The sequence below is a fragment of the Microbacterium panaciterrae genome (assembly GCF_039541635.1).
Taxonomy (GTDB): domain Bacteria; phylum Actinomycetota; class Actinomycetes; order Actinomycetales; family Microbacteriaceae; genus Microbacterium; species Microbacterium panaciterrae.
Window position 1 is genome coordinate 62,137 of the sequence record NZ_BAABGP010000017.1, and the last position, 24,081, is coordinate 86,217.

General features: G+C 70.3%; 25 protein-coding genes. 11 read left to right on the forward strand and 14 right to left on the reverse strand.

Going from position 1 to position 24,081, the window contains the following annotated elements:
• Positions 1–100 precede the first annotated feature (100 nt).
• Entirely contained in the window at positions 101–1,093 is a 993-nt protein-coding gene (locus ABD882_RS12425) for an alpha/beta fold hydrolase (protein WP_345187364.1), read from the reverse strand.
• Positions 1,094–1,305: 212 nt separating this feature from the next.
• Here ABD882_RS12425 and msrB point away from each other — a divergent pair, with 212 nt between their 5' ends.
• Both msrB and msrA read left to right on the forward strand, forming a co-directional pair.
• Positions 1,306–1,788: a peptide-methionine (R)-S-oxide reductase MsrB gene (msrB, locus tag ABD882_RS12430; RefSeq protein ID WP_345187366.1), complete on the forward strand. Its 483-nt coding sequence runs from the start codon at positions 1,306–1,308 to the stop codon at positions 1,786–1,788.
• Positions 1,785–2,342, forward strand: coding sequence for a peptide-methionine (S)-S-oxide reductase MsrA (gene msrA / locus ABD882_RS12435; protein ID WP_345187367.1), 558 nt, complete (start codon positions 1,785–1,787; stop codon positions 2,340–2,342). The genes msrB and msrA overlap by 4 nt, the downstream gene beginning before the upstream one ends.
• 62 nt (positions 2,343–2,404) lie before the next feature.
• Here the strand turns inward: msrA and ABD882_RS12440 are convergent, their stop codons facing one another.
• The 6 genes from ABD882_RS12440 to ABD882_RS12465 form a co-directional block, all read right to left on the reverse strand.
• Positions 2,405–2,752, reverse strand: coding sequence for a UBP-type zinc finger domain-containing protein (locus tag ABD882_RS12440; protein WP_345187369.1), 348 nt, complete (start codon positions 2,750–2,752; stop codon positions 2,405–2,407).
• Positions 2,753–2,783: 31 nt separating this feature from the next.
• Positions 2,784–3,257: a carboxymuconolactone decarboxylase family protein gene (locus ABD882_RS12445; RefSeq protein WP_345187371.1), complete on the reverse strand. Its 474-nt coding sequence runs from the start codon at positions 3,255–3,257 to the stop codon at positions 2,784–2,786.
• Between the two features lie 96 nt (positions 3,258–3,353).
• Positions 3,354–4,661: an ABC transporter permease gene (locus ABD882_RS12450; protein ID WP_345187372.1), complete on the reverse strand. Its 1,308-nt coding sequence runs from the start codon at positions 4,659–4,661 to the stop codon at positions 3,354–3,356.
• Positions 4,658–5,374 (reverse strand): ABC transporter ATP-binding protein, encoded by a 717-nt coding sequence (locus ABD882_RS12455; protein ID WP_345187373.1) that lies wholly within the window; start codon positions 5,372–5,374, stop codon positions 4,658–4,660. Before ABD882_RS12455 ends, ABD882_RS12450 begins: the two co-directional genes overlap by 4 nt.
• A gap of 125 nt (positions 5,375–5,499) precedes the next feature.
• Complete coding sequence (gene pntB / locus ABD882_RS12460; RefSeq protein WP_425563365.1) at positions 5,500–6,915, reverse strand: Re/Si-specific NAD(P)(+) transhydrogenase subunit beta; 1,416 nt, start codon at positions 6,913–6,915, stop codon at positions 5,500–5,502.
• 2 nt (positions 6,916–6,917) lie between these two features.
• Positions 6,918–8,498, reverse strand: coding sequence for a Re/Si-specific NAD(P)(+) transhydrogenase subunit alpha (locus tag ABD882_RS12465; protein ID WP_345187375.1), 1,581 nt, complete (start codon positions 8,496–8,498; stop codon positions 6,918–6,920).
• Positions 8,499–8,857: 359 nt separating this feature from the next.
• Between ABD882_RS12465 and ABD882_RS12470 the strand changes: the two genes are divergently transcribed.
• On the forward strand, positions 8,858–9,370 hold the full coding sequence (locus ABD882_RS12470; protein WP_345187377.1) for a flavin reductase family protein: 513 nt from the start codon (positions 8,858–8,860) through the stop codon (positions 9,368–9,370).
• A gap of 99 nt (positions 9,371–9,469) precedes the next feature.
• The gene (locus ABD882_RS12475) at positions 9,470–9,850 is read left to right on the forward strand and encodes a hypothetical protein (protein ID WP_345187378.1); all 381 of its coding nucleotides are present in this window, start codon (positions 9,470–9,472) and stop codon (positions 9,848–9,850) included.
• A 12-nt stretch (positions 9,851–9,862) separates the two neighbouring features.
• On the opposite strand, the gene ABD882_RS12480 is transcribed toward ABD882_RS12475, so the two are convergent.
• From ABD882_RS12480 to ABD882_RS12490, 3 genes are read right to left on the reverse strand one after another with little or no spacing between them, the layout of a single operon-like run.
• Positions 9,863–13,375, reverse strand: coding sequence for an error-prone DNA polymerase (locus ABD882_RS12480; RefSeq protein WP_345187380.1), 3,513 nt, complete (start codon positions 13,373–13,375; stop codon positions 9,863–9,865).
• A complete protein-coding gene (locus tag ABD882_RS12485; RefSeq protein WP_345187382.1) occupies positions 13,375–14,940 on the reverse strand; it encodes a DNA polymerase Y family protein in 1,566 nt (521 codons plus the stop codon). The genes ABD882_RS12480 and ABD882_RS12485 overlap by 1 nt, the downstream gene beginning before the upstream one ends.
• On the reverse strand, positions 14,937–15,746 hold the full coding sequence (locus tag ABD882_RS12490) for a hypothetical protein (RefSeq protein ID WP_345187384.1): 810 nt from the start codon (positions 15,744–15,746) through the stop codon (positions 14,937–14,939). Before ABD882_RS12490 ends, ABD882_RS12485 begins: the two co-directional genes overlap by 4 nt.
• Before the next feature lie 128 nt (positions 15,747–15,874).
• Here ABD882_RS12490 and ABD882_RS12495 point away from each other — a divergent pair, with 128 nt between their 5' ends.
• From ABD882_RS12495 to ABD882_RS12510, 4 genes are all read left to right on the forward strand, one after another.
• Entirely contained in the window at positions 15,875–16,360 is a 486-nt protein-coding gene (locus ABD882_RS12495; RefSeq protein WP_345187386.1) for a prepilin peptidase, read from the forward strand.
• Positions 16,361–16,403: 43 nt separating this feature from the next.
• A complete protein-coding gene (locus ABD882_RS12500) occupies positions 16,404–16,616 on the forward strand; it encodes a response regulator (protein ID WP_345187387.1) in 213 nt (70 codons plus the stop codon).
• Positions 16,609–17,223 carry a CYTH domain-containing protein gene (locus ABD882_RS12505; protein ID WP_345187389.1) on the forward strand — a complete coding sequence of 205 codons (615 nt, stop codon included), beginning with the start codon at positions 16,609–16,611 and terminating at the stop codon, positions 17,221–17,223. Before ABD882_RS12500 ends, ABD882_RS12505 begins: the two co-directional genes overlap by 8 nt.
• A 151-nt stretch (positions 17,224–17,374) precedes the next feature.
• Positions 17,375–18,085, forward strand: coding sequence for a DUF6994 family protein (locus ABD882_RS12510; RefSeq protein WP_345187392.1), 711 nt, complete (start codon positions 17,375–17,377; stop codon positions 18,083–18,085).
• A 4-nt stretch (positions 18,086–18,089) separates the two neighbouring features.
• Here the strand turns inward: ABD882_RS12510 and ABD882_RS12515 are convergent, their stop codons facing one another.
• From ABD882_RS12515 to lpdA, 3 genes are all read right to left on the reverse strand, one after another.
• Entirely contained in the window at positions 18,090–19,373 is a 1,284-nt protein-coding gene (locus tag ABD882_RS12515; RefSeq protein WP_345187394.1) for a HipA domain-containing protein, read from the reverse strand.
• Positions 19,366–19,587, reverse strand: a complete 222-nt coding sequence (locus ABD882_RS12520) for a helix-turn-helix domain-containing protein (RefSeq protein WP_345187397.1) — start codon at positions 19,585–19,587, stop codon at positions 19,366–19,368. The genes ABD882_RS12515 and ABD882_RS12520 overlap by 8 nt, the downstream gene beginning before the upstream one ends.
• Positions 19,588–19,802: 215 nt before the next feature.
• Entirely contained in the window at positions 19,803–21,200 is a 1,398-nt protein-coding gene (gene lpdA / locus ABD882_RS12525) for a dihydrolipoyl dehydrogenase (protein WP_345187399.1), read from the reverse strand.
• A 112-nt stretch (positions 21,201–21,312) separates the two neighbouring features.
• Here lpdA and ABD882_RS12530 point away from each other — a divergent pair, with 112 nt between their 5' ends.
• From ABD882_RS12530 to ABD882_RS12540, 3 genes are all read left to right on the forward strand, one after another.
• A complete protein-coding gene (locus ABD882_RS12530; protein WP_345187401.1) occupies positions 21,313–21,789 on the forward strand; it encodes an FHA domain-containing protein in 477 nt (158 codons plus the stop codon).
• Positions 21,789–22,466, forward strand: coding sequence for a transcriptional regulator FtsR (gene ftsR / locus ABD882_RS12535; protein ID WP_345187403.1), 678 nt, complete (start codon positions 21,789–21,791; stop codon positions 22,464–22,466). The genes ABD882_RS12530 and ftsR overlap by 1 nt, the downstream gene beginning before the upstream one ends.
• Before the next feature lie 118 nt (positions 22,467–22,584).
• Positions 22,585–23,130 carry a MerR family transcriptional regulator gene (locus ABD882_RS12540; protein ID WP_345187405.1) on the forward strand — a complete coding sequence of 182 codons (546 nt, stop codon included), beginning with the start codon at positions 22,585–22,587 and terminating at the stop codon, positions 23,128–23,130.
• Between the two features lie 71 nt (positions 23,131–23,201).
• Here the strand turns inward: ABD882_RS12540 and ABD882_RS12545 are convergent, their stop codons facing one another.
• Positions 23,202–24,011 (reverse strand): ParA family protein, encoded by an 810-nt coding sequence (locus ABD882_RS12545; RefSeq protein ID WP_345187469.1) that lies wholly within the window; start codon positions 24,009–24,011, stop codon positions 23,202–23,204.
• Positions 24,012–24,081 lie beyond the last annotated feature (70 nt).

The window sequence follows — 24,081 nt, forward strand, 5'->3', positions numbered from 1 at the left end:
CTCGCCCCAGTCGATGCAGAATCCCGCTCGATGAGCGAAAGTCCCTCGATGAGCGAACGCTAGCAGAGGCGCTCCCGCCGGCGACAGGGGTGCCGACGGATCAGCGCGCCCGCGACAGCACATCGCGGATCGCGGTGATCACGATCGCAGGATTGTCCAGCGGGATGTCGTGCCCGCTGTGCGTCTGCGTGATGTGCACGGCGCCGGGGACGAGGCCTGCCTGGAAGTCCTGCGACGCCTTCTGCGCCCGATCCACCGCAGCCCCGAGGTCGGCGGGGGTGCCCGCCGGAAGCTGGCCCGAGTCGATCATCGATTGCCATTGCGGTGCGACGAGCTGGTCGGCGGAGAGCACGGTCAACGGCATCGCGTGGATCGGTGGTGCGGCGCGCAGCTCGGCGTTCACGGCATCCATGTCCAGCCGCTCGATCGCCGGATAGGCTGCGAGGTCCTCCGCCGGCACCTGCTGCGACACCTGCAGCTGGGCGTACTGCGCGGCCGGCATCGCGGCCGCGAAGGCCTCGGAGAGGGCGTCGACGAGCACCATGCCGACGACCTGCGCGGGGTACGTCGATGCGTACAGCCGGGCGATGCATCCGCCGTAGGAGTGCCCGACGAGAACGTAGGGGCCCGCTACGCCCGCGACCGTGAGGAGCGCATGCAGATCGGCGACCGCGGAGAGTTCGCTGGACGGCTGCGCGATCGGATCCGAGCGGCTGAAGGCGTTTCCCTCGCGCACTGTGCCTGGACGGTCGTAGGCGCACACGCGAGCCGCCCCGCTGACGCCCCGCATCACGGTGATCGGCTTCGTGTCTGTGCGGTTCCAGTAGTCGGTGGCGGCGCGCAGACCGCCGATCAGCACGACCGTGGTGGTGCCGGTTCCGTGGCATTCCAGGTAGATCCGCCGTCCTGCGCCGACATCGAAGAGGCCCGCGACGGCCGCAGTCGCCGTGGCGGTCGCTGTCGCAGGGGCAGTCGGGGCCGGGCGATCCGTCGCAGCGGAGCACCCCGTGAGCAGCAGTGCGAGCACGGCCAGCGCGCCCGTCCCGTGCCGGCGGAGCCGTCCGTGCGAACGCCTCGGCCTGAGGTCGTTCATGTGTGCGTCCCGTCGTCCATCCCCCGTGTGCGGCAGTCTGGCACTCGCTCGCGCGGCTGTCGATGCGGCAACCTCGGTGGGGTGGCGCGGTGACGAAGCCTCAGGCCTCAAAACTCACAGCCCGGCCACAGCTTCGCGGGACCAAAAGCGGGCCCTCGCTCGTTCTTCCTGATGTCGCCGCAGCCAGCGGCGGCGAACAGAGGAGCAGAACGATGAACCCCACCGACTACCGCAAGACCGCCGAGGCGCTGGACGCGCTCACGGCGCACCAGTACCGGGTGACGCAGGAGGGCGGTACCGAGCCCGCGTTCCGCAACGAGTACTGGAACAACCATGACCGCGGCATCTACGTCGACGTGGTGTCGGGTCAGCCGCTGTTCTCGTCGACGGACAAGTTCGACAGCGGCACCGGATGGCCGAGCTTCACCCGGCCGATCGACCCCGACGCCGTCACGACGAACACCGATCGCACGTTCGGCATGGTCCGCACCGAGGCGATCTCGACCGGCGCCGGCAGCCACCTCGGGCACGTCTTCGACGACGGGCCGCGCGAGGCCGGCGGCCTGAGATACTGCATGAACTCGGCCTCGCTGCGCTTCATCCCGGCCGCGGAGCTCGAGGCGCAGGGCTACGGCGCGTACCGTGGTCTGTTCGACACACCCACCCCGCAGAGCACAGAGGAGCACGCATCATGACCAGCGGAACCGCCGACACCGGATCCATCACCCGCGTCCCGGGCGCCGAGACCGCCGTTCTCGCCGGCGGCTGCTTCTGGGGCGTGGAGGACCTCATCCGCCGCCAGCCGGGCGTCCTCGGCACCCGCGTGGGCTACACCGGCGGCAGCAACGACCACGCCACCTACCGGAACCACCCCGGGCACGCCGAGGCGGTGGAGATCGTGTTCGATCCGTCGAAGACGACCTACCGGGACATCCTCGCGTTCTTCTTCCAGATCCACGATCCGTCGACGCTGAACCGTCAGGGCAACGACATCGGCACGAGCTACCGCTCGACGATCTTCCCGTTGAGCCCCGAGCAGGAGCAGGTCGCCCGCGACACCATCGCGGATGTGGACGCCTCTGGTCTCTGGCCGGGCGCCGCCGTGACGACGATCGAGCCGTCCGGGCCGTTCTGGGAGGCCGAGCCCGAGCACCAGGACTACCTGGTGCGCTACCCCGACGGGTACACCTGCCATTTCCCGCGGGCCGGCTGGGTGCTGCCGCGCCGGGACGAGGCCGTCGCGCAGTAACGCATCGGCCGTTGGTGGGCGCCGTCGGACCGGCCGGCCCGGCGGCGTCTGCCCCGAGCGGATCAGCGGTTCTGCAGGATCGTGAGCCAGTCGGCGGGGACCCGTTCCGCCGGCCCCGGTACGGACTGATCCGCGGGGTGGCTGGTCGGCGGGGCGAGTTCGGGGCCGTCGACCTCCTGTCGCGTCTCGTAGTCCCAGAACCAGTCCTCGCCGGGCTCGTAGCTCTGGATGAACCGATGGCCGGTCTCGGCGGCGTGCGCGGTCGCGTGCCGCGCGAGGGAGTCGTCGCAGCATCCGACATGACCGCATTCCACGCACCGGCGCAGGTGGACCCACCAGCCTCCGTCGCGCTCGCACTCCACGCAGCCGGGTCCGGACGGCGGCCGCCTCGTGTCGATTCCCGTGATCATCTGTCGCTCCTTCGTGCGTGGCCCGTCAGGTTCAGCGGACGACGTTCCCGGCCGTGTCCCGTACGCGGACCGGGTGCTCGCTGAGGATCGAGAGCCGGTTGAACATGTTGATGGTCAACGCGACCCATTCCGCGGCGGCGAAGGTCTCGTCGCCGAGCACGCCTCGCGCGGCGGCGAGGTCGCCCTCCGACTCCTCCGTGAGAGGCAGCAGGGTCGCGGCCTCCGCGATCGCCAGCACGGCCTTCTCCCGTTCGCTGTACAGGGTGGATTCGCGCCAGGCGGGCAGCAGGTCGAGCTTCTGCTGTGTGACTCCGGCATCGCGCGTCTCTCGGCAGTGCAGGTCGAGGCAGAACGCGCACGCGTTGAGCTGCGAGGCGCGGACCTTGATGAATTCCGCCTCCACGGTGGTCAGTCCGGCCGCCGCGGCAACGCCGGCCACCGTCTCCGAGTAGGCGGAGGCTGCCTTCCACGCCTCGGGGGACGCCTTGTCCAGATACGGGCGCATGGTTTCCTCTCGGACGTGTTCGATGCTCGACGAGATCACCGTACCGCGAGGGCGGGTGGTTCCCGCGGCCCGGGGGCCTCGTCGCGGCCTCCGCGACTATTCGTAGCGGAGCGACTCGACCGGATCCTGACGGGCGGCCCGGGCCGCCGGGAGCGTTCCGGCGAGGAACGCGATCACCATCACCAGCACGATCACCGAAACGATGGACCCCGCGTCGAAGGCGACGAGCTGCAGCCCGGACAGATCCGACAGCAGGGTGCGGCCGAGGATCCGGCTCACCACGCTGCCGACCAGCATGCCGCCGAGGACGCCGAGCGCGCTGCCGAGGAAGCCGATGAACGTCGCCTCCAGGCTGAACAGCCCGAACACGCGTCCCGAGCTCATGCCCATCGCCTTCATCAGGCCGATCTCGCGCGTGCGCTCCTGCACCGACATGTAGAGCGTGTTGATGATGCCGAAGCTCGCGGCGAGCAGCGCGATGATCGCGAACGCGTTCAGCACCAGCACGATTCCGTCGATCACGGTCTTGAAGGTGCCGAGCTGCTGCTGCACCGTGGTCGAGGTGAAGCCGGCCGTGGTGAGGCGATCCTGCAGTGACTTCACCTGCGCGGGAGAGGAGGCGGCGTCGAACCAGGCGTGCGCCTGCGTGTACCTGTTCTGCTGGCCGGCCTGCACGCCGGTCTGCTGGGCGGTGTAGAGCGCGCTGGTGAGCGCGTCGTTCGGCAGCATGCTCGCCGCGCCGCCGGTCAGGTTGAACGTCGATTCGGACACGCCGGAGACCGTCGCCTGGATCGTGTGCTGCGTGCGGGTCGCGTCCGTCACCGCGAGCGTGACGGTCTTGCCGACCGCGTCCGCGGCGCTCGAGAATCCGAGCGGGGTGACGAAGTCGGTGGGCAGTGCGAGCTGCAGCGCGCTGCTCGCGTCGCTCGGTGCGGCGCCGGCGGCGAGCGTCACGGTCTGACCGGCGACGAGACCGCCCGCGCTGATCGCGTACTTCTTGCCGTCGCCGAACTGCACGTAGTCGACCGAGACCGCGCGGACCGGCTTCACGCTGGTCACACCGCTCACCTTCGCCAGCGCGTCCAGGTCGCTCTGGGTGAGCACGGCCACGGTGCCGATCCCGCCTCTCCCGCCGCCGGACGACGTGGTGTTCGGGTCGTACTCCTTCGGGGCGGTGCTGCCGGGGGCGGTGCCCGTGTCGGCCTTCTTCGTCACGGTCAGCACGTCACTGGCCCCGAACCCGGAGACCGTGTCGTCGATGTACCGATTGATGCCGGTGCCGAGGCCGTTGGTGATGGTCAGCGTGAAGGCGCCGACGAAGATCGCGAGGATCGTGAGCGTCGTGCGCGTCTTCGAGCGGAACGTGCTCGAGACGGCGGCGCCGATGAGGTCGAGCGCCTTCATGCGGCCACCGCCTCGATCAGCCCGTCCTTGATGTGCACGCGGCGGTCGCATTTCGCGGCGAGCTCCTCGTCGTGGGTGACGATCACCAGCGTGATCCCGTGGTCGCGATTCAGCGCGAACAGGATGTCCTCGACGACCCCGCCCGTGGCCGAGTCGAGGTTGCCGGTGGGCTCGTCGGCGAAGATGATCCGCGGATCGTTGACCAGAGCGCGCGCGATGACGGTGCGCTGCTTCTGGCCGCCGGAGAGGTTCACCGCCTTGTTGCGCGCCTTGTCGGCGAGGTCGAGCTGTTCCAGAGCAGCCATGCCGCGGCGCTTGCGTTCGCCCGCGCCGACGCCGGCGATCTTCAGTGGAAGCACCACGTTCTCGAGCACGCTCTGGTTCGGCGTGAGGAAGAACTGCTGGAACACGAACCCGAACGTCTTGTTGCGGATCCGGTTCAGGGCCGATCCCTTCAACGTGGCCGTGTCGGATCCGCTCAGCGCGATGGCCCCGGCGGACGGCTCGTCCAGCAGCGCCATCAGGTGCATCAGCGTGGACTTGCCGGATCCGCTCTTGCCGATGATGGCGATGCTCTCGCCGTCCGCGATGTCCAGGCTGACCCCCTTCAGCGCGTCGAACCGGCCGCTTCCGCGGCCATAGGACTTGTGCACATCACGCACCGAGATCACGGGTGGCGCGGTGGTGGCGATCGAGGGTGCAGGGGTCGTCATTCGGGCTCCCGGAGTCGATGGGCGGATCCGCCGCGTTCAGCATCCTCGATCGTCGGCGCATCCGCATCGTCTCATGGGATGAGATGCGGGTACTCCGAACGCGGTACGCATCCGCCCGGACCTGCTCAGAGCGCGCGCAGGATGTCCTCCACGCGCTGCTTCGCGTCGCCGAACAGCATCTGCGCGTTGTCGCGGAAGAACAGCGGATTCTGCACGCCCGCGTAGCCGGCGGCCATGGACCGCTTGAACACGATCACGTTCTCGGCCTCCCAGACCCGCAGCACCGGCATGCCGGCGATCGGGCTGCCCGGATCCTCCGAGGCCGCGGGGTTGACGGTGTCGTTCGCGCCGATCACCAGCACGACGTCGGTCGCCGCCAGGTCGTCGTTGATCTCGTCCATCTCCTCGACGATGTCGTAGGGGACCTTCGCCTCGGCGAGCAGCACGTTCATGTGCCCGGGCAGGCGTCCGGCGACCGGGTGGATCCCGAACCGCACCCGCACGCCGCGCTCGCGCAGCTTCGCGGTGAGTTCGGCGACGGGGTACTGCGCCTGGGCGACGGCCATGCCGTAGCCCGGGGTGATCACGACGCTGGACGCGTTCAGCAGCAGCGCGGCCGCGGATTCCGGATCCACCTCGTGGATCTCGCCCTCCTCGGCGTCACCGCTCGAACTCGGCGCGGCGATCCCGAACCCGCCGGCGATCACCGACAGGAACGAGCGGTTCATCGCCTTGCACATGATGTACGACAGGTACGCACCGCTGGATCCGACCAGCGCACCGGTCACGATCAGCAGGTCGTTGTTCAGCAGGAAGCCCGCGGCGGCCGCCGCCCAGCCCGAATAGCTGTTCAGCATCGAGATGACGACCGGCATGTCTCCGCCGCCGATCGAGGCGACCAGATGCCAGCCGAGCAGCAGCGCGAGCAGCGTCACCAGGATGAGCAGCCAGAGCACCGGGTTCATCACGTACCAGACCGTCAGCACGACGAACAGGACGAGGGCGCCGAGGTTGAGCACGTTCTTGCCCGGGAGCATGAGCGGCGCGGACTTCATCCGCGCGGACAGCTTCAGGAACGCCACGATCGAGCCTGTGAAGGTCACCGCGCCGATGAACACGCCGATGAACACCTCGGCGTGGTGGATGTCACGCAGCGCGCCCGTGAGTGAGTTCGGCTCGAGCGCGCCGTTCCAGCCGACCAGTACCGCGGCCAGACCGACGAAGCTGTGCAGCAGGGCGATGAGCTCGGGCATCCCGGTCATCGCGACGACGCGGGCGCGCCAGAGCCCGATCGAACCGCCGACGAGTACGGCGACGACGAGCAGGATCGCGCCGATGGTGAGCGACGCGGATCCCCAGGCGTCGACGACGACGGCCCACACGGTCGCCACGAGGGCGATGGTCATGCCCGCGATGCCGTATCCGACACCGGCCTTGGCGCTCTCATGACGGCTCAGCCCCGCGAGGCTCAGGATGAACAGCAGCGCCGCGACGAGGTAGGCGGCTCCGGCGATCGACGCCGGGGTCAGCAGGGTCTGCACGATCAGGCTCCCGTCTTCTGGGTGGAGGCGGAGCCCTGCGATGCCGCGGGGGCTGAGCCCTTCGCGAACATGGCGAGCATGCGGCGGGTGACGGCGAAGCCGCCGAAGATGTTGATGCTCGCGAGCAGCACGGCGATCGCGGCGAGGATCTGCACGACCAGGCTCTGCCCGGTGAGCTGCAGCATGGCGCCGACCACGATGATGCCGGAGATCGCGTTCGTGACGCTCATCAGCGGCGTGTGCAGTGCGTGCGCGACCTTGCCGATGACGTAGAAGCCGACGACGATCGCGAGCATCAGCACCGTGAAGTGCTGCGGCAGCGGCGCGGGCGCGAACGCGTTCACGAGGAACAGCGCCGCGATCCCCAGTGCGACGAGGCCGAGCTTGCCGCGAGCGGAGAGGGCCTTCTTCTCGGGGGCGACGGGTGCGGGAGCCGCCGCCGGCGCAGGCGGGGCGGCGGAGACCTGCACGGCGGGCGGTGGCCACGTCACCGCCCCGTCGCGCGCGACGGTGACGGCGCGCTGCACCACGTCGTCGAAGTCCAGGATCAGCGCCCCGTCCTTCTCGGGGGTGAGCAGCTTCAGCAGGTTCACGATGTTGGTCCCGTACAGCTGGGACGCCTGGGTGGGCAGGCGCGATGCGAGATCCGTGTAGCCCAGGATCGTGACGCCGTTCGGCGTCAGGATCCGCCGGCCGGCGACGGATCCGTCGACGTTGCCGCCCTGGCCGGCGGCCATGTCGACGATGACGCTGCCCGAGCGCATGCTCGCGACGTCGGCGGCCGTGATCAGCTTCGGCGCGGCACGCCCCGGTATCAGTGCGGTGGTGATGATGATGTCGACGTCGGCGGCCTGCTCGGAGTAGAGCTCCGCGGCACGGCGGTCGTAGGCCTCACTCGTGGCCTTCGCGTAGCCGTCGGTGGACTGCTCCACGGCGACCTCGACCTTCAGGTACTCGCCGCCGATGGAGCGGACCTGGTCGGCCACCTCAGGGCGCGGATCCGTGGCGCGCACGATCGCACCCAGGCTCGATGCCGCACCGATCGCCGCGAGCCCGGCGACGCCGGCGCCCGCCACGAGCACCTTCGCCGGCGGGACCTTGCCCGCCGCGGTGACCTGGCCGGTGAAGAACCGGCCGAACTCGTGCGCGGCCTCGACCACCGAGCGGTAGCCGGCGATGTTCGCCATCGAGCTCAGCACGTCCATCGACTGCGCGCGCGAGATCCGCGGCACCGCGTCCATCGCCAGCGCGGTGACCCCGCGGGCGGCGAGCGCGGCCAGCAGCTCGGGCTGGAACGCCGGGGCGAGCAGGCCGATCAGCACGGCGCCGGAGCGCAGGGTCTGCACCTCGGCGTCGGTGGGCGCATTCACCTTCAGCACGACATCGCCCGCGAGCGCCGCGCCGGCATCGACGATCTCGGCCCCGGCCGCGGCGTAGGCGGAGTCGGGGAAGGCGGACGCGGTGCCCGCTCCCGCCTGCACGGCCACCTCATAGCCGAGCCCCACGAGCTGCTTCACCGTCGCGGGGGTGGCCGCGACCCTCGTCTCGGGGGGTTGTTCCATCACTACTGAGATGAGCGTCATCGTCTCTCCTTCTGCGCGCCGTCTTCTGCACGTCTGGGTGGATGCTTCCGCGTGCTCGCGGGGCGGCGGCGTCGAGAACAGGATGCCTCGTGCCGCGGCTCGTGCGAGCGTATCGGAGGGAATCGGCAGGATCGGCCATCCTCCCGTCTGTGTGACCACGAAAGATCTGCAGAGTTTATCGATACGGCAAGGATGCTCCTCCGGCTCGGTCGTGAGGCTCTCGAAGCGTGCGCGCCCCATGCGCGCCCCCCTGCGCGTCCGGCGCGCCCCGATCCGCATCCCGCACCGTCCGAACGGGCATACCGTTGAAGGCGGGCCGGGAGCTCGTACCGGCAGCAGACAACGGAAGAGGGATCAGCATGACCGACACGGGACTGGATCAGGACGTCACCGAGAAGTTCAAGGGGGCGTTCCGGCATCACCCCGCGGGCGTGGCCCTGGTTTCGGCGACGACCGCGGATGGCCCCGTCGGCCTCACGCTCTCCAGCGTCGCGTCGGTGAGCGCGGATCCGGCCGTGCTCGTGTTCTCCGTCACTCGCGCCACCGGCAGCGCCGGCGGGATCCTGTCCGCGCCGAGCATGCTGGTGCACTTCCTCGTGGCCGGTCAGGAGCAGCTCGCCGACGCGTTCGCCCGCACCGGCGAACCGCGCTTCACCCCCGAACAGGGCTGGGAGATCCTGGAGACGGGGGAGCCGTTCCTGCCGTCGGCCCGCGTCGCCGTGCGCGGCACGATCCGGGAGATGCATCGGGTCGGCCCGTCCGCGCTGATCCTGCTCGACGTGCTGGACGTGATCGACGGCACTCCCGGCGCGCCGCTGCTGTACCACGACCGGCACTACGACAGCCTGGTGTCCTCGACCGCCCGGGACTGAACACGGCGCGTATCGAGAGCCTCGGCGACCGCGCCGGCGCAGGTCCTTTGACGGCACAGGTCCTTTGACGGCACAGGTCTTTTGGAGGAAGGTGGAGCCATGTCGGTGACCTTGATGCTCCCGCTCTCCGCGCCGCTCGGCGTGGGACGCATCGTCGCCGTGGACGAGGACTCCCGGACGATGCGGATCCGCGATCTGACCACCGGCGTCGCCTACCGGGTTCCGGGTTCTGTGCTCCCCGAGTTCGGTGCGCTGCCCTGGCGCGGCCGGGTGGAGGCGTGCACGGTGATCGCGACGGAAGAGGGCGTCGTCACGGAACTCGTGCTCGACGCGGTCCCGGTGCCCGGTTCCGCCGCGCCCAGCGGATCCGCGGTCGCACTCGAGGGCGCCTCCCTGGCTGCGGCGGCCGCGAAGGCGCAGGCGGCGGTGTGGGGCGGTACGGATCGGCCGCCGCAGGAGGAGCCCGAGCGCTTCTGGTGACCTGCCGGACGCTCATCGAAAATCTCGCGAGTTGTGCGGGACGCCCACCGAGAGCTGTTCGAAGGCGTCCGCCAGCAGGTTGACGACGCCTTCGGGAGAGCGCTCCAGGATCCCGCGCACGATCAACGCGGGCGACTCTCGGGCGATCCGGCGGTACCGCAGCCACACCCCCTGCGTGCAGATCACGTTCACGAGGCCGTGCTCGTCCTCGAGATTGAGGAAGGTCACCCCGCCCGCCGTGGACGGGCGCTGCCGATGCGTCACCAGCCCCGCCGCCTCGACGCGCCGCCCGCTCTCGTGCGAGCGCAGCGCCGCGGAGGTGAGCACCCCGCGCGCGTCGAGACCTGGGCGGAAATGCGCGACCGGATGGTCGTCGGTGGACACCCCGGTCGCCCAGAGGTCGGCGGAGAGGATCTCGTAACTGGTCTGGTCGCCGAACAGCGGCGGCTGCACGGCGACGACCGTGTCGGGCAGATACCGGGCGCGGTCCTCCGCGGCGGAGCCGGCCAGCCAGATCGCCTCCCGGCGCTGCAGCCCGAACCCGTCGAAGGCTCCCGCCGTGGCGAGGGCCTCCACCTGGGACGCGGTGAGATCGGTGCGTCGCACGAGGTCGTTCAGATCGCGATACAGACCGTGGGCCTCTCGCTCGGCCACGATCCGCTCGGCCGTCTTCTTCCCGATCCCGGTGACGCCGCCGAGCCCCAGGCGCACGGCGTAGCGGCCGTCGCGGCGGTGTGCGGCGGACTCGTCCTCCGCGTCGCGGTCGAAGGGCGCCGGATCCGTGCCGGGAGGGCGCTTCGGGAGCTGCCGGGCGCAGGCGTCCCGGCCGGTGCGGGCGGACGCTCCCGGTTCGATCCCCGCATCCGGATCCACCGGCTCCAGGTTCTCCATCGCCCCGGACAGCCGGATGTCGGGCCGGCGCACCTCGACCCCGTGCCGGCGGGCGTCGCCGGTGAGGGTCGCTGCGGAGTAGAACCCCATCGGCTGGGAGCGCAGCAGGCCCGCGAGGAAGGCCGCGGGATAGTGCAGCTTCAGCCAGGAGCTGGCGTAGACGAGCAGGGCGAAGGACAGCGAGTGCGACTCCGCGAAGCCGAAGTCGGAGAACGCCTGGATCTGCGCGTAGATGCGATCGGCGGCCGCATCCTCGAGGCCGTGCTCGCGCATGCCCTCGTACAGGCTGTCCCGGATGCTGTCGATCCTCTCCAGGCCGCGCTTGGATCCCATCGCTCGGCGCAGCGTGTCGGCCTCGTCCGCGGTGCAGTTGCCGAGCGCGGTGGCCATCTGGATGAGCTGCTCCTGGAACACGGGGATGCCCAGGGTGCGCTGCAGCACGGGCTCCAGCTTCGGGTGCGCGTACGTCACCTTCTCCTGGCCGAGCTTGCGGCGCACGAACGGATGCACCGCCCCGCCCTGGATCGGACCGGGGCGGATCAGGGCGATCTGGATCGCCAGTTCGTAGAATTCCCGCGGCTGCAGACGGGGGAGCAGACCCATCTGCGCGCGGGACTCGACCTGGAACACCCCGATCGTGTCGGCGCGGCAGAGCATGTCGTAGACCGCCGGCTCTTCTTTCGGGAGGGTCTGCAGCGTCCAGTCCTCGCCGGTGGCGTCCCGGACGAGATCGAAGCAGTGCCGCAGGGCCGCGAGCATCCCCAGCCCGAGCAGGTCGAACTTCACCAGCCCCATCCACGCGCTCGCATCCTTGTCCCACTGGATGACCGTGCGATTCTCCATCCGCGCGTGCTCGACCGGCACCACCTCGCCGACCGGACGCCGGGTGAGCACCATGCCTCCGGAGTGGATGCCGAGGTGCCGGGGAGCGCGCAGCAGCTCGTCCGCGTAGGCGACCACCTGCTCCGGGATGTCGTGGTCGGCGACGGGCGACAGATCCAGCCCCCACCGCTCCACCTGGCGCGACCAGGCGTCCTGCTGCCCGGGGGAATGCCCGAGCGCGCGGGCCATGTCGCGCACCGCGTTCTTCGGCCGGTACTGGATCACGTTCGCGACCTGCGCCGCGTTCTCCCGCCCGTACTCCCGGTAGACCCACTGGATGATCTCCTCGCGCCGCCCCGAGTCGAAGTCGACGTCGATGTCGGGCTCCTCGGTGCGGGTCGTGGCGAGGAAGCGCTCGAAGGGCAGGTCGTACAGGATCGGATCCACGGCCGTGATGCCGAGCAGATAGCAGACCGCGCTCGCCGCGGCGGATCCCCGGCCCTGGCACAGGATCCCGCGGCGTCTCGCCTCGGCGACGATGCCGTGCACGATGAGGAAGTAGCCGGGGAAGTCCTTCTCCTCGATCACGTTCAGCTCGCGCTCGATCCGGATCCGGCCCTCGGCGGTGAGCGCCGGATAGGTCGCCGGCACCGCCGCCCAGACCAGCGCCCGCAGATGGCTCATCGGGGTCTCGCCCTCGCCGACCCGCATGGTGGGCAGAGCCGGCTTGGCGCGGCGCAGCGGGAACGCGCAGGCCTCGGCGATCTCCAGGCCGTGCGCGATCGCCCCCGGGTACCGGGCGAATCGGGCGGCCATCTCCGCCCCGCTCCTCAGATGCGCGGAGCCGTGCGCGGGCAGCCAGCCCTCGAGCTCGCGCATGCTCCGGGTGGCGCGCACCGCCGCGATCGCCTCGGCGAGCTCGGCCCGCTCCGGCACCGCGTAGTGCACGTTGTTGGTCGCGACGACGGGCAGGCCGTGGGCGGCGGCGAGCGTGGCGAGGACATCATTGCGCCGGCTGTCCAGCGGGTCGCCGTGGTCGATGAGCTCGACCGCGACCCGCTCGGCGCCGAACAGGTCGACAAGGGTGCGCAGCGCCCGCTCCGCTCCCTTCGGCCCCTCTCGTTCGAGGGCGGAGCGGACGGATCCCTTGCGGCAGCCGGTGAGGATCGTCCAGTGCCCCTCCGCGCGGTTCGCGAGCGACTCGATCTCGTAGAACGGGCGGCCCTTCTCGCCGCCGCGCAGCTGCGCCTCGGTGATGGCGGCGGACAGCCGGTGATAGCCCTCCTGTCCGCGGGCGAGCACGAGCAGATGCTCCCCGAACGGATCCGGGGTGCCGCGGCGTTCCGGAGGCGGGCGGCGGCCGGCGTTCCCGCGCGCATCAGGGCCGGGAAGCGACAGCTCCGCGCCGAACACGGTCTGCAGCGGCGGCGCGGGTTCCACGGCGTCGCCCGCGGCGCTCTCCGCGGCATCGCCCTCGGTGTTCACGAGGGAGTCCGCGGCCTCGGCGAAGCTCGCCGCGCCGTAGAAGCCGTCATGATCCGTGATCGCCAGGGCGGTCAGCCCCAGCCGCTGCGCCTCGGCGATGAGCGCCTCGGGGGAGGACGCGCCGTCGAGGAACGAGTACGAGGAGTGCGCATGCAGCTCGGCGTAGGGGACGGCGTCCTTCGGGCGCTCGATCCGGCCGAGTCGGATCGGCGGGCGCTTGTGCATGCGGGAGGGGGCGTCCACCGCGATCTCCTGATGCAGCGGCTTCTGCCCGCTGAGGGTGCGCTCCAGTGCCGCCCACGACATGTCCGGGTTGTGGAAGCCCATCAGTGATATCTCCCCTCGGCCAGCCAGCGCTCGCCGCCGCCCTCGGCGACGTGCAGCACCAGCCAGGCCCGCTCCTGCACGTCCACGATCTGCAGGCGCGCGCCGCGAAGGGCGCCCGCGGGATCTCCGCGCCGATCGCGCACCGGCCACGGCCCCGCCCAGGAGCGCACGGCACAGGAATCCACGGCCGCGGGATCCGCCGTGAGCACCCCGCGGGCGTCGATCCCGACCGTGCCGCCGTCCGCAGCGGTCACCGCGATCGGCCGGGGCGGCACGAACACCTCGGCCGGCAGCGGATCCGGCAGCTGTCCCGGCCAGGGCTGGTCCGCCGGACGGGACGGCACCACCCGCTCGCCCCAGGGGGTGAACTGCTGCCGATCGGCGATCAGCCGCCCGCCCGCGATGACGCCGGTGAGCACGCCCTCGTGACCGAGCAGGGTCTGCACCCGGGACACCGCGTGGTGCAGCCGTTCGTCGGTGCCGGATCCGAACAGTCCCGGCTGGTGATGCGCGGCGTCGTCGACCGCGATCGGGGCGATCTGCACCCGGGTGATGCCGCGGAACCGGTGCGCCTCGTCCGCGTCCGCGCCGGCCGCGGCGGTCTCAGCGGCCAGCGACTCCAGCTGCCAGCGCACCCGGTCGACGAGGTCGGCGGCCTCGAAGCAGGTCGGATGCAGCCAGGTGCGCGAGGTCACCCCGTCGTCGTCGTCGGTGAGGTCGATCCGCACCTCCGTGCACACGAGCGACGCCTTCCCGAGGGCGAGGATCACGGCGTCCGCGCTCTGCCGGACGGCGAAGGCGATCTGATCGGACTGACCGAGCGGGGACTCGAACTCGATCTCGGCCACCAGCTCCGGATCCGGGGGCCGGGGCACGACCGGGCGGGAGTCCGCGCCCGCGGCCAGGGCGTGCAGGCGTGCGCCGTGCTCGCCGAAGCGATCCCGCAGCCGCTGGGCCCCGAGTGCGGCCAGCTCGCCGAGCGTGCGCACGCCGAGGCGGAGCAGCAGCGCCGTGACCTCCTCATCGCGCAGCGCATGCACGGGCAGCGGGGCGAGGAACGCGGCGGAATCACCGGGATCGACGACGAGGATCGGATCCGCCCCGCGGGCGGCCAGCTCAGCGGTGAACGGCCCGTCCGCGATCCCGATCCGCACCCCGGGGTGCCCCTCCTCGACGAGGCGCGTCTGCAGCGCGCGGGCCGCCTCCGCCTCCCCGCCATGGAAGCGGGCGACACCGCGGGCGCGGAGCAGGGCGAGCCCCGGGCGCAGCAGCTGCGCTCCCGGCGCGTGCGCCTCGATCAGACGCAGCACGGGCAGGAACGCCCGCTCGTCCCTGGCGGGGTCCGCGGGCAGGATCCGCAGGCTCGGCAGCAGCCCCTGCGCCTCTCGACGGCGCTGGCCGATCCGGATGCCGTGGGCGCGGGCCGCGGTGGAGCACACGAGCACCCGGTTCGCGTGCAGGATCGCGGCGGGCTCGTCCGCCTCGGCGCCCAGGGCTGCCCGCAGCGGCCAGTCCGGGAACCACAGCACGATCACCCGGACGGGAGACGGGGCCGCGGCGCTCATCCCGCCACCGCCAGCAGGGTGGGCGTGCCGGCAGAGGGCCGCGGATCATCGTGCGGGAGCGGGAGCGGGAGCGGGAGCGGGAGCGGGAGCGGGACGAGACGGGGCACGGCGGGTGCGACGGCCTCGACCGTGCCGTGCGCACCGGGAAGCCGCACCCGCACGCTCTGCGGCACGGGGGAGCGCCGGGTGCGTGCGGTGACCGTCGCCTCGCACTCCTCCAGCGCACCCCAGCCTGCACCGAGCCCTCGCCACTGCGGATCGTGCACGTCGATGCTGCCCTCGCTCTGCGGCCAGGCGCCGGCGGAGCCCGCGCGCCCCCCGGAGACGACCAGCAGGGTGCAGCCGCGATCGCGCAGGCGGGCGCTCAGCCGGGACACCTCGGCATCCCGGACCGGCGAGGAGGGGCGGATCGCGATGAGCGGGATCACCTCGGAGAGCGCCGAGACGACCGAGAGCCAGCGCGGCCCGGGCTCCGGCACGAGGAGGAGTCGGCTCAGCTCCACGCCGTGCCCGGCGAGCGCCTCGACGCCCAGCGTGGGCATGCCGACGACGGCGCACCACGCGCCGGTGGCCGAGGCGCCGGCGAGCAGCGCGCCGATGAGGCCGGGGGAGGGGGAGAGCGAGTAGGTCGTGCCCACCTGCAGCCCGCCCTCGGGGAGGATCGACTTCAGGGCGGAGGCGACGGGGATCAGCGGCAGATCGCTGCGCCGGCGCTGCATGCGGGTGATCTCCTGGCGCAGGCGCAGCACGTCATCGGCGCGAACGTCGGTGGCGGGGTCCATCATCGAACCGAGTGCCATCCCCATGGATCCATCCTCGAACATATCTACTATTTCTGCAACTGTCAGAAAGACGATAACTCGTACATCCGACACTCGCGGAAGTTGTCCACAGGGTGCGCACGCGTCGGTCGCAGATCTGCGAACCTTCCTGCATGGATCCGTTCGCCGTCGACCTGCACGCGATGCTCGTCGCGCTGACGCATCTCGCCCTGCTCGGGATCGGCGTCTGGCTCATCGTCATCGACATCGGCTCGCACCGGCTCCCCGACCGGATCGTCCTGCCGACGCTGGCGGGCGCCATCGCCCTGGTGCTCGTCGAAGCAGCGGTGACGGGCGACGGCGGCCCGAGCGCGGGGGCGCTGTGGGGGATGCTGCTGCTGGGCGGGTTCTACGCGATCCTGCGGCTGCTCAGCAGGGGCGGCCTGGGCGGCGGCGACGTGAAGCTGGCCGCCGTCATCGGCTTGATCCTGGGCTGGCACGGCGGGCAGGCGCTCATCGTCGGGGCCGCCGCCGCGTTCGTGCTGGGCGCCGTCCACGCCCTGGCGCTGATCGTGCTGCGACGGGCGGACCGTCGCAGCCACATCGCGTTCGGCCCGTGGATGATCCTCGGCGGGGTGCTCGGGATCGCCGCGGCGTGATCGGATCCGCGCCGTCCGCCGGTGCCGGCGCTAGGGTGAGCACATGGCACTCGCACGGCTTCACGGCGGCCCGCTGGACGGGCAGATCATCCCTCTCGGCGCGGCGGACGACAAGCTGATCGTCCCCTACAGCGAGACCCAGGTCGTGTACAACCGGCGCGGGGAGCCCGCGCACACCGGTGCGCACGACGGCCCCACCGAGGTCGACTACTGGTACGACGAGTCCCTCGAGGACATCAATCCCGCGGATGTCTGAACCGTCCCGCACCGTCGAGGTCGAGCGCAAGTACGACGTCGACGGTGACACGCCGTTGCCGGCGTGGGATGCGATCCCCGGTGTCGACGCGGTGACCCAGGGTGAGGCGCGTGCCCTGGACGCCCGGTACTTCGACTCCGCCGCCGGCGACCTTGCCCGCAACGGGGTGGCGCTGCGCCGTCGCACCGGCGGCCCGGACGAGGGCTGGCACGTGAAGGGACCGCGCAACAGGGATGGCCGGCTCGAGCTGGGCTGGCCGCTCGGCGAGGGCGACGAGATGCCGGCGGCGGTCGCCGAGCTGGTCGCGGGATGGACGACGGATCCGATCCTCCCGCTCGCCCGCATCGAGAACGCCCGCACCGCCTATCTGCTCACCGGCCCCGACGGCGTGGTCGCCGAGTTCGTGGACGATCACGTGCGCGGCACGGATCTGCGTCGCGGCGGCCAGCGCGAATGGCGCGAGTGGGAGATGGAACTCGGCCCCGCAGCACCCGCCGACGACGCAGGCCGCGAGGCCTTCTTCGCCGCGGTCGAGCGGGCGGTGCTCGCGGTCGGCGGGCAGGCCTCCCCGTCCGGATCCAAGCTCGCCCGCGCGCTCGGGTTCTGATCCGCCCGCTCTGCGCGATCGCAGTGTGACAGGGCGATCACCGGGGGCAGGGGGCGCGTCCAGGCGCGATCCGTCTCGCGGCGGACCATACGATTGATTGGCTTCTTATCGCGCGAGCCAGGGAAGTCAGGGTGGTCGATACCCTTTCGACATGAAACTCGAGGATGACATGGACGTCACGACCGATTTCCAAGACGATTCCGGACATCGAGACCCTGACTCCTATAGTCCGCTCCTCCAGAGCTATCACCAGCGCTTGTGGAGTAAACGCCTCCCAGGGGGCGCTCTTTTCATGTTGCATCCGGAGCAGATCGGATCCGCTCGAGTCCTTCGTCATGACTCGGAGCTCGGTTCCTTCGTGCTCTCAAGCGATACGCTCGCGAATTCCAATCGAGGCCCGATGCGCGACTATTACGAGGCGATGGGAACGGAGTCGAACGCAGATTGGCATCACAATGGTGGAACCATCGGGGGGAGACTCGTCTTCCCCCGCAATCGGATCGATGGCAGACAGACGCTCAATCAGCGGCGCGGCACGCATGCACGGATTCGCGACAGGTTCGACCTCACGCTCGAGGCGATCCGGAGGCATTATTCTGACGACGAGAGTCCTCTTTCAGAAACCCTGAGCGCATACAAGAGCTTCTTCGCTCTGTTTGAGAACTTCGAAGGATACGTACGTTTCTTCTTGTTGGAGGACCTGATCGACGATGCCGGGAACGTCAGATTTTACATCCCCTTCGACGGCTATGCGAGGTCTCCTCTCCCGTCCTCCCTCGAGCAATATCGAGAGTTCCGCAGGCGACAGCTTGACTTCGTCGCTGCCAGGAACGTACGGATTCTTCACGCAATCGGGCATTGAACCCTTAGTCGGAGCGTGACAGGGCGATCGCCGGGGGCAGGGGGCGAGTCCAGGCGCGATCACCGCGCAGCAGGTTCTCGGCCTGCTCGAGGAGAAATACCGGCAGGGAGGTCGGTGCGCCGTGTCGCTCGCCGAGGCTCTCGACCGCCGTGCGCACGTTCTGCAGAGTCGAGGACACGACGTCCGCCGCTCGGTCCTGCGGGATCCCCCAGGACCGGCCTTCCGCGATGAGGTCTTCGGCGGTGATCGCTCCGGAGTCCTGGTGCCCGTTCACTCGGAGAGCGAGTGGATCCCGTTCCGACGAGAACAGCACCTGCGGCACGATGTCGTACGCCTCGGCGAGCCGGGCTGGTCCGGACGGGCGGAATGTCGCGCCGAGGTCAGGGAGCAGCAGCGAGAAGTTCTTCGCGTGCGCATCGGTGTTCCCCGCGACGATGTTGAGCGCGGCCATCGCGAGCAGCCGATCCCGATCGCTGGTGCGGGCGAAGGCGGATCCGCCGAGGAGCCGCGCGATATCGGCGAGACGGGCTCGGGGATCGACGCTTTCGTATTTCGCGTTGCCGCCCCACGGCAAGCCGAGCGCCTGGGCGGCGTCCTCCTGGTGGATCCGTTCGATTCCGGATGCCGTACGTCGACGGTCGTAGCGTTCGACGACGAGCACCGTCTGCTCGCCGGCGGTCTCGATGCGGGTCTCGTGAGCGGACAGGCCGATCGCAGTGGCCACGTCGTTCAGATACGCCTCCGCACGGATCCTCTCGGCGTGCTCGCGGGGCACGGGCTTGAGCAGGTGGGTCGACGGTGTGCTGCCCCGTCCGATCAGCCATCGGGCGGAGCCCGGATCCCAGGTGAGCGCGATCTTCGGCTGTACTCCGGTCGCCGCCGATCCGCCGCCCCCGACGCTGCTTCCGCGGATGTATCCCGCGGCGCGGGCGAGGATCCGGTCGTACTGCTGCTCCTGGATCACGATCGGCTCGCGGGCCGGCCGTGGTTCCCCGATCGTGACGCTGCCGCCGACGTCGGCGCCCACTTCGGCGAGCAGTCCGTACAGGTCGTTCGAGGCGACCCTCGACTCCCGGGCGAGCCGTTCCAGCCCGATCCCTTCCGGAAGCAGGCCGCCGAAGAAGGGCGACGGATCCATGCCCGCGACGCCGAAAGGGAGCGAGTGCGACAGCACCTTCGCGTTCAGCGGGGCGATCCGATCAGCATTCTCGCGCCACAGCAGTCTCGCGTCGGGCGTCAGCTCGCCGATCTCGACCCCGGAAAGGCGGATGACGAGGGGGTCAGTCATCCGTCACCGTCGCGGTCAGGCGGATGCCGAGGGCGGCAAGCACCGCGAAATAGCGGTCGTTGATCTGCTTGCCCTTGCCGGATTCGAGCTCGGACAGCCAGCGCTGGCTCACATCCAGGCGAGCCGCCAGTTCGCGCTGGGTGATGCCGTGGGAGTCGCGGGTGTACCGGACCAGGCGTCCGAGATCCGCCGGAGAGGCGATGACAGCCTGCACGAGTGCCTCCGATCACGAAAACGTCATCAGGTTCTGATGAATACGATATCGTAATCGTACACTTCTGATGACCAAAACGTAATCCGGTGCAAGAGAGCGGGCACGGTGCCCCCGCTGTCGCCCCCTCACAACGCCGCCGCACCCTCGCAGCCGCGTGCGGCCGAGGGGGCGCGGACGGCTGGAGGGGGCGACGATGAAGAGTGCCGTGGCTCCGATCAGAAGTTGATCATGTGGCCGGCGAGGCCGTGGAAGCCCTCCTGCAGCGCCTCCGACAGCGTCGGGTGCGTGTGCACGTTGCGCGCCAGCTCGAGCGCGGTCAGGTCCCACTTCTGTGCGAGCGTGAGTTCGGGCAGCAGCTCCGACACGTCCGGGCCGATCATGTGCGCGCCGAGGAGCTCGAGGTGCTCGGCGTCGGCGATGAGCTTGACGAAGCCGATCGGCTCGCCGAGGCCGTGCGCCTTGCCGTTGGCCATGAACGGGAACGTCGCGACCTTGATCTCGTGGCCCTCGTCCTTGGCCTGCTGCTCGGTGAGGCCGAACGAGGCGACCTGCGGCTGGCAGAACGTCGCGCGGGGCATCATCCGGTAGTCGCCCAGCGTCTGGGTCTCGGCGCCGCCGATGGTCTCGGCGGCGACGACGCCCTGCGCCTCGGCCACGTGGGCGAGCTGCAGCTTGGCGGTCACGTCGCCGATGGCGTAGATGCCCTCGACGTTGGTGCGCATGTGGTCGTCGATGTCGATGGCGCCGCGCTCGGTGAGCTTCACGCCGGTGTTCTCCAGGCCGTAGCCGGTCACGTTCGGAGCGAAGCCGACCGACATGAGCACCTTGCCGGCCTCGATCGACGACGGCACGCCGTCCTTGCCGGTGTAGGTGACGGTGACGGAGGAGCCGTTGTCGACGACGGATTCGACCTTGGTCGAGGTGAGGATGTCGACGCCGTAGCTCTTGTACTGCTTGGCGATCTCCTTCGACACGTCGGCGTCCTCGTTGGGCAGGGCCCGGTCGAGGAACTCGATGATCGTGACCTTCACGCCGTAGTTCGTCAGCACGTAGCCGAACTCCATGCCGATGGCCCCGGCGCCGACGATGACGATCGACTCGGGCAGCTCGCGGGAGAGGATCTGCTCCTCGAAGGTGACGACGTTGTCGCTGAGCTGCACGCCCGGCAGGAGTCGGACCGTGGATCCGGTCGCGATGATGACGTTGTCGTAGGTGACCTCTTCGGTCGTGCCGTCGGACTTCGCCACCGAGATCGACTTCGGGCCGGTGAAGGTGCCGCGGCCGTCGTACTCCGTGACCTTGTTCTTCTTCATCAGGAAGTGGATGCCCTTGACGCGGCCGTCCGCGACGACGCGCGAGCGATCCCATGCCTTGCCGAAGTCGATCGTGAACTCACCCGAGATGCCGAAGAAGTCGGCCTTGTGGTTCAGGGTGTGCGCGAGCTCCGCGTTCTTCAGGAGCGCCTTGGAGGGGATGCACCCCACATTGAGGCAGATACCGCCCCAGTACTTCTCCTCGATGATGGCGGTGGACAGGCCGAGCTGGGCGCTGCGCACGGCGGCGACGTAACCGCCGGGGCCAGCGCCGAGGATGACGACGTCGTAGTGTGGCATGGCTTCAGCTTATCGTTCGCGGATGACTCGCCGGGCAGGTCGCCGGACCCGCACGCGGCTGTTTCGCACCGCCTGTATCCGATAGTCTGGAACGCCAGAGGAGGGGTGCACTGTGACTGAGAACGACGTTCCCGAAGGCGCCGTCCGCCGTGGCGGCGAGCCCGCCCGTGATACGACGCAGACGTTCGGGCACGACTCCGACCTGTCGTTCGTCCCGTTCGGCGCCGATCTGACCGAGGTGGAGCAGGCGGCGATCGGCGCGCTCCCGTCCGGTTCCGCGCTGCTGCTGGTGCGTTCCGGCGCCCTCGCCGGAACCCGCTATCTGCTCGACACCGCGGTGACCACGGTCGGGCGCCATCCCGAGGCCGACATCTTCTTCGACGACGTGACCGTGTCGCGTCGTCACGCCGAGGTGATCCGCACCGGCGCCGCGTTCGAGATCGTCGACCAGCGCTCGCTGAACGGCACCTATGTGAACGGCGAGCGCGTCGATCGCAGCGAGCTGCGCAACGGCTTCGAGATCAGGGTCGGCAAGTTCCGGCTGAACTTCTTCGCCTCACCTGCGGACCTCGCCCAGGCGAACCTCTGATGGCAGCCGCTGCCGCCGAGCGCTCCGCCCCGTCCGGGTTGCTGAGCATCGGCCAGGTGCTCGCGCGTCTGACGCCGGAGTTCCCGGACGTGCGCGCCTCGAAGCTCCGCTTTCTGGAGGAGAAGGGCATCGTCGCCCCGATGCGCACCGCCAGCGGGTACCGCAAGTTCTCCGGCGCCGATCTGGAACGGATCCGGATCGCGCTGACCCTGCAGCGGGATCAGTACCTGCCGCTCAAGGTCATCCGCGCGCACCTCGCCGCACTGGACGCGTCCGGCGCCGCGCCCGAGCTGCCCGCCTCGATCGTGCCGGGCCCGCGCCGGTACCGCCGCGAAGAGCTTCTCCGCGCCGCGGGCGCGACCCCGGCCCTGCTGGGCGACGCGGTGTCGAGCGGCATGCTGCCCGCGACCGAGGCCTACCCGGAGTCCGCGGTCTCGCTGCTGCGCGCGCTGGTCGCGTTGGACGGGCACGGGATCGGACCGCGGCACCTGCGTCCGCTGCGGCAGAGCGCCGAGCGCGACATCGCCCTGGTGCAGTCCGCGCTGTCGGCTCTGCTGCGCCGCACCGACACGCCGTCGCGGGCGCGTGCCAGCGAGATGGCGCCGGAGTTGGCGTCGCGTCTGGACGAGGTGCGCGCGCTGCTGGTCAAGGACGGCATCGGCCGGCTGCTGTCGTAACGAACTGGTTGCGACACACCCCGGACGCGGGACGGATGTCGTTGTCGTCAGCGCCGTGCGGGCCTACCGTGGAAGCAACGACTTTCACGTTGTGGTTTAAGGATCTGAAGGAGATGGCATGAGCGTCGAGGAACGGGGCGACGGAGCGTCGTTCGGGGACGATCTCCTCTTCACCGATGGTCTTCCCGCGATGGATGACGAGGTCGGCTACCGCGGTGCGATCGCCGCGCGCGCCGCCGGGATCACCTACCGCCAGCTGGACTACTGGGCGCGGACGGAACTGGTCGTCCCGACCGTCCGCGGCGCCCGCGGATCCGGCTCGCAGCGCCTCTACGGCTTCCGCGACATCCTCGTGCTCAAGCTCGTCAAGGAGCTGCTGAACACGGGCATCTCGCTGCAGCAGATCCGCACCGCCGTCGACCAGCTCCGCGCCGCGGGCATCCGCGACCTTGCCGGCACCACGCTGATGAGCGACGGCGCCTCGGTCTATCTGTGCACCTCGAACGACGAGGTGATCGACCTGCTCAGCCGCGGGCAGGGCGTCTTCGGCATCGCCGTCGGCAAGGTGTTCCACGAGGTCGAGGCCACACTCGTCGAGTTCGACGCGCTCACGCCTGAGCCGATGGACGATCTCGCGGCACGCCGCTCCCGTCGCACCGCCTGACGCGCGGGCTCAGACGAGAAGAGCCGGTCCCCCTCGGGGGACCGGCTCGTCGTCTCAGCAGCGCGTGCCGCTCAGGCGCGCGTGTCGTCGGCCAGGGCGATGCGCCCGGTGCGGATGACGCGGTCGAGCAGGGTGTCGAAGTCGGCGGCGAGCTCCTGCGCGGAGTCGCCGGGCCAGATGTGCAGCGGCTTCGCGGCGCCCTGCGCCTGCTGCAGCGAGGTGCGCTCGGGCAGCTGCGGGCTCAGCACGAGCGGGCCGAACATGTCGCGCAGCTCCTTGATGCGGAACTGGTGCTCGATCGACTGCGGGCGCACCCGGTTCACGACGATGCCGAGCGGCTGCAGGCGGGGGGAGAGGCCGCGGCGGATCTCCTCGATCGCGCGCAGGGCGCGGTCCGCCGCCGCGACGGAGAACAGGCCCGGCTCTGTGACGACCATGACACGGTCACTCGCCGCCCACGCCGTGCGGGTGAGGGCGTTCAGCGAGGGGGCGCAGTCGATCAGGACGAGGTCGTAGTCGGCCTCGACGGCGGCGAGCGCCTCCTCGAGCTTCCACACGTCGCGGACGCTCGGGTGCGGGCCGTCGAAGTTGATCGCCGACGGGCTGCCGATGAGCACGTCGATGGTCCCGGGGTGCACCTTCGCCCAGCCCGAGGACGTGATCGCCTGACGGACCACCTTCTCCTTCGGATTGGCGAGGACATCGGCCACATTGAGACGGCCGGCGACCTGGATGTCCATCCCGGTCGAGACATCGGACTGCGGGTCGAGGTCGACCACGAGGGTCCGGACGCCGCGGGCGAACGCCGCCGAGGCGAGGCCGAGGGTCACGGTGGTCTTGCCGACACCGCCCTTGAGGGAACTGACGCTGAGTACGTGCACGAACACCACGTTACCGTCCTCTAGGCTGAGGAAACACTCAGCCCCCCGATGCGCGTAGCAGCGCACCCAG

Bases quoted from the DNA above. Each gene is read 5' to 3' on its own strand.
- ABD882_RS12425 (WP_345187364.1), bottom strand. From the start codon at position 1,093: ATGAACGACCTCAGGCCGAGGCGTTCGCACGGACGGCTCCGCCGGCAC.
- msrB (WP_345187366.1), top strand. From the start codon at position 1,306: ATGAACCCCACCGACTACCGCAAGACCGCCGAGGCGCTGGACGCGCTC.
- msrA (WP_345187367.1), top strand. From the start codon at position 1,785: ATGACCAGCGGAACCGCCGACACCGGATCCATCACCCGCGTCCCGGGC.
- ABD882_RS12440 (WP_345187369.1), bottom strand. From the start codon at position 2,752: ATGATCACGGGAATCGACACGAGGCGGCCGCCGTCCGGACCCGGCTGC.
- ABD882_RS12445 (WP_345187371.1), bottom strand. From the start codon at position 3,257: ATGCGCCCGTATCTGGACAAGGCGTCCCCCGAGGCGTGGAAGGCAGCC.
- ABD882_RS12450 (WP_345187372.1), bottom strand. From the start codon at position 4,661: ATGAAGGCGCTCGACCTCATCGGCGCCGCCGTCTCGAGCACGTTCCGC.
- ABD882_RS12455 (WP_345187373.1), bottom strand. From the start codon at position 5,374: ATGACGACCCCTGCACCCTCGATCGCCACCACCGCGCCACCCGTGATC.
- ABD882_RS12465 (WP_345187375.1), bottom strand. From the start codon at position 8,498: ATGACGCTCATCTCAGTAGTGATGGAACAACCCCCCGAGACGAGGGTC.
- ABD882_RS12470 (WP_345187377.1), top strand. From the start codon at position 8,858: ATGACCGACACGGGACTGGATCAGGACGTCACCGAGAAGTTCAAGGGG.
- ABD882_RS12475 (WP_345187378.1), top strand. From the start codon at position 9,470: ATGTCGGTGACCTTGATGCTCCCGCTCTCCGCGCCGCTCGGCGTGGGA.
- ABD882_RS12480 (WP_345187380.1), bottom strand. From the start codon at position 13,375: ATGGGCTTCCACAACCCGGACATGTCGTGGGCGGCACTGGAGCGCACC.
- ABD882_RS12485 (WP_345187382.1), bottom strand. From the start codon at position 14,940: ATGAGCGCCGCGGCCCCGTCTCCCGTCCGGGTGATCGTGCTGTGGTTC.
- ABD882_RS12490 (WP_345187384.1), bottom strand. From the start codon at position 15,746: ATGGGGATGGCACTCGGTTCGATGATGGACCCCGCCACCGACGTTCGC.
- ABD882_RS12495 (WP_345187386.1), top strand. From the start codon at position 15,875: ATGGATCCGTTCGCCGTCGACCTGCACGCGATGCTCGTCGCGCTGACG.
- ABD882_RS12500 (WP_345187387.1), top strand. From the start codon at position 16,404: ATGGCACTCGCACGGCTTCACGGCGGCCCGCTGGACGGGCAGATCATC.
- ABD882_RS12505 (WP_345187389.1), top strand. From the start codon at position 16,609: ATGTCTGAACCGTCCCGCACCGTCGAGGTCGAGCGCAAGTACGACGTC.
- ABD882_RS12510 (WP_345187392.1), top strand. From the start codon at position 17,375: ATGAAACTCGAGGATGACATGGACGTCACGACCGATTTCCAAGACGAT.
- ABD882_RS12515 (WP_345187394.1), bottom strand. From the start codon at position 19,373: ATGACTGACCCCCTCGTCATCCGCCTTTCCGGGGTCGAGATCGGCGAG.
- lpdA (WP_345187399.1), bottom strand. From the start codon at position 21,200: ATGCCACACTACGACGTCGTCATCCTCGGCGCTGGCCCCGGCGGTTAC.
- ftsR (WP_345187403.1), top strand. From the start codon at position 21,789: ATGGCAGCCGCTGCCGCCGAGCGCTCCGCCCCGTCCGGGTTGCTGAGC.
- ABD882_RS12540 (WP_345187405.1), top strand. From the start codon at position 22,585: ATGAGCGTCGAGGAACGGGGCGACGGAGCGTCGTTCGGGGACGATCTC.